Raw genomic sequence first — 3663 nt, forward strand, 5'->3', positions numbered from 1 at the left:
ATTTAAAAGTACAGCATAAAAACAGAAAAAAATAGGATGTTTTTTTGGAGTTTTTTGAACAGTTTGCGATTGCGTCCCACTTCTCTTTTTCGTATAATATATAAATATCAGCAATTTAGGGAGGAATATGGACATGTCTGGCTCAACATTTGGAAAACTATTTAGCGTAACTACCTGGGGCGAATCCCACGGCCCTGCCATCGGCGCTGTGATCGACGGCTGTCCGGCCGGCCTGTCTCTTGCCGCCGAAGACATTCAGAAATATCTGGACCGCAGAAAACCCGGGCAGAGCCGTTACACCACTGCAAGAAAAGAAGGCGACCAGGTGCAGATCCTGTCAGGCGTTTTTGAAGGACGCACCACCGGAACCCCTGTTTCCGTAGTGGTTTTTAACGAAGATCAGCGTTCCCGCGACTATAGTAACATCAAAGACATCTACCGGCCCGGACATGCCGACTACTCCTATGACGCCAAATACGGCTTCCGGGATTACCGGGGCGGCGGCCGCTCTTCCGGAAGAGAAACCATCGGCCGGGTGGCTGCCGGAGCCATCGCCGCAAAGCTTCTTAAAACCCTCGGCATCCGTCTGACCGCCTATACCCGGGCCATCGGTCCTGTAAAGGTCCCATCAGACGCCATAGACCTTACGGTGATCCGGGACAACCCGCTCTATATGCCAGATCAGGAATATGCGAAGAAAGCCAGCGCCTACCTGGAAACCTGCATGCAAAAGCAGGATTCAGCCGGCGGCATCGTTGAATGCCTCATCGACGGCGTGCCGGCCGGAATCGGCGATCCGGTGTTTGAAAAACTGGACGCTTCCCTTGCAAAAGCCATCATGTCCATCGGCGCTGTCAAAGGCGTGGAGATTGGCGACGGTTTTGCATCCGCACAGCTTTCGGGCAGCCAGAACAACGATCCCTTCTATCTCCCGGAACCGGGCAAGGCCCCGGCCAAAGAAGCAGCGGGATCCATCCCTGCCCCGGCAAAGTCTTCCAATCACGCAGGCGGGATCCTGGGCGGGATCAGCGACGGCAGCCGGATCATTCTAAGGGCCGCCATAAAGCCCACCCCTTCCATCTCAAGAGAACAAAGCACCATTACCCGAGACGGAAAAAACACCACCATAGCCATCCGGGGACGCCACGATCCGGTGATCGTCCCCAGGGCTGTGGTGGTGGTAGAATCCATGGCCGCTCTGGCTCTTGCAGACGCCATGATGTGCAATATGTCTGCCCGGCTTTCCAGCCTGCAGGATTTTTACAGGAACTAAACCGCCTGTACTCTTATATCTTGAAACATCCGCCCCCGATGAATTCCCGCAACAGGGAGTTCGTCGGGACGTTTTCACTTCCGATCCCCACAAAATAATCCAGAAACTTCAGAAGTCTCTTTGCCTCTATGTATTCCGGCTCTTCTCTTCCGATCGCAAACAGCCTTGCCTCCACATAGGGTTTGAGCACTGCCAGCTCATAGATCAGTGCGGAGTTAAACATCACATCTGCTTCCTCCTGAAACGGAAAGATATTCTTTTCCTCCCCTGCTCTTACAGACGGCCACATGCGGATCGTGTCTTTTGCCGAACTTCCTCTTGTCCTGGCATCCCGTACAATCCTTCTCAACAGCCGTCCGTCCGTGGTCGGGATCCGGTTGTGCTCGTCAATATTCAGCTGGGTCAGCGCGCTGATATAGATCTTGAATTTATGCTTATCATCCAGCTGTTCTGTCAGCTTGGGATTCAGGCAGTGGATGCCTTCGATCACCAGCACGTCATTTTTCCCCAGCTTTTTCGTCTCATTTCCATATTCCTTATGCCCGGTCACAAAATTAAACGTGGGAACCCTGACCTCTTTTCCTTCCAGCATATCCTTCAACTGGCGGTTAAACAGGTCGATATCCACAGCTTCCAGGCATTCAAAGTCATAATTGCCATTTTCATCCCTGGGATTTTCTTCTCTCTCGACAAAATAGTTATCCACGGCGATCGGATGGGGCGTCATGCCGTTTACACGCAGCTGTACGGACAACCGGTGGGAAAAAGTTGTTTTTCCCGAAGAAGAAGGCCCTGCGATCAGCACAAATTTGATCTCCGGCCTGGATGCGATCCGGGCGGCGATCTCCGCGATCTTCTTTTCCTGCAAAGCCTCCTGGACCAGAACGATCTCGCTGACGTCCCCGCCTGTGATCTTGTCATTTAAGTCCCCGACCGTCTCAATCCCCTGCATATCTCCCCATCTTGTGGATTCCCGCAGAACCTGGAATAATTTATGCTGCGGTTCAAAGGGCGGCACCGTCTTCGGATCCCTGCGGGTCGGCATCTGGATCACAAATCCCTCCTCGTAAGGATACAATTTGAAATATTTCAGATATCCTGCGCTCGGGACCATATATCCGTAGAAATAATCTTCAAATTCGTTCATGCTGTAGATATTCACTTTTGATACGCGCCTGTACTCAAAGAGCCGCTCTTTATCATACATCCCGTGCTGATGAAACAGAGCGATGGCGTCGTCCGTATGTACGGAGCGCTTCCGGATGGGCATATCCATTGCAACCATTTCCTCCATCCGCGCAGTCACCTGATCGAGAAACTCCTGTGTCACAGGCACATCTCCGGTAATCGTACAATAATACCCTTTGCTCACAGAGTAGTGGATCCTGACTTTCTCGATCTTCTCATGGCCGGCAACATCATAAATGGCCTTCACCAGCATCAGGCTCATACTCCGCTTATACGTCTTGTGTCCCACGTCGCTTCCCGTAGTCTCAAACCGGAGCACACAGTCTCCGCTCAGTTCTTTTCCAAGCTCCTGAAGTTTCCCGTCCGCCACCACAAGAACAATATCATCCTCATAATCCTTCTGGTATTCTTTCGCGATCGCAAGATACGTGGTTCCCTTTGGATATTCCCGGATGGTATCCCCAATCTGCACATGATACATTTCTTTGTCCATAGCTGCCTCCTCGTCTGATGCTTATACGATTAAAAACGGATCTCTTGGCGGATCTGCCGTCACAGAGACGCCTTCCAGCCTCTTTTCCAGAAATTCTCGCATATCTTCGATAAAAATATGTTCAATCCCGTAATGACCGGCATCGATCACGGCAAGCCCCTGTGCCGCCGCATCAATCCCCTCATGATGGCCGATATCACCGGTAACCAGCACATCCGCGCCGGATGCCAGCGCAGGACCAATCATGCTTTTTCCGGATCCCGGAGAGATGGCAAGCCTTTTTACGGTTCCTGACAACTCCCCAAAGACCTGGACATGCGTTAATCCAAATGCATCTTTTACCTTCTCGCAGCAGGCCCTAAGATCCAGAGGATCGTTAAGATCCGCCACCCGTCCGATCCCTTCCTTGTGTTCCCCGTCGCGGGTCACCTCCAGAACAGACGCGCCGGAGAGTCCCAGATACTTTGCTGACAGTTCCGACATCCTGAGCACATCGTAATTGGTATGCATGGCATAATAAGCGATATCATTCCGGATCAGCCGGATCAGGCGGTTCCCGATAAATTCTGCATCTGTGATCTTCTTTTGCGGCGCAAAGATCATAGGGTGATGTGTGACCAGAAGATCCGCCCCTTTCCGGATCGCCGCTTCTATTACTTCCTCCGTTGCATCCAGTGCTACATATATGCGCTTTACCTCTTTTTCATAC

At 51.8% G+C, this 3663-nt stretch carries 3 protein-coding genes; 1 reads left to right on the forward strand and 2 read right to left on the reverse strand.

Going from position 1 to position 3663, the window contains the following annotated elements:
* Positions 1-133 precede the first annotated feature (133 nt).
* Positions 134-1273: a chorismate synthase gene (gene aroC / locus H6A13_RS12650; protein ID WP_204909901.1), complete on the forward strand. Its 1140-nt coding sequence runs from the start codon at positions 134-136 to the stop codon at positions 1271-1273.
* A gap of 13 nt (positions 1274-1286) precedes the next feature.
* Here aroC and H6A13_RS12655 read toward each other — a convergent pair whose 3' ends face one another.
* Positions 1287-2954, reverse strand: coding sequence for a nucleoside kinase (locus H6A13_RS12655; RefSeq protein ID WP_204909902.1), 1668 nt, complete (start codon positions 2952-2954; stop codon positions 1287-1289).
* 21 nt (positions 2955-2975) lie between these two features.
* Positions 2976-3663: Nif3-like dinuclear metal center hexameric protein (locus H6A13_RS12660; RefSeq protein ID WP_204909903.1), on the reverse strand; the 688-nt coding region annotated here is incomplete at its 5' end.

Source organism: Mordavella massiliensis (genome assembly GCF_016902415.1).
In the GTDB taxonomy this organism is placed as follows: domain Bacteria; phylum Bacillota; class Clostridia; order Lachnospirales; family Lachnospiraceae; genus Merdimonas; species Merdimonas faecigallinarum.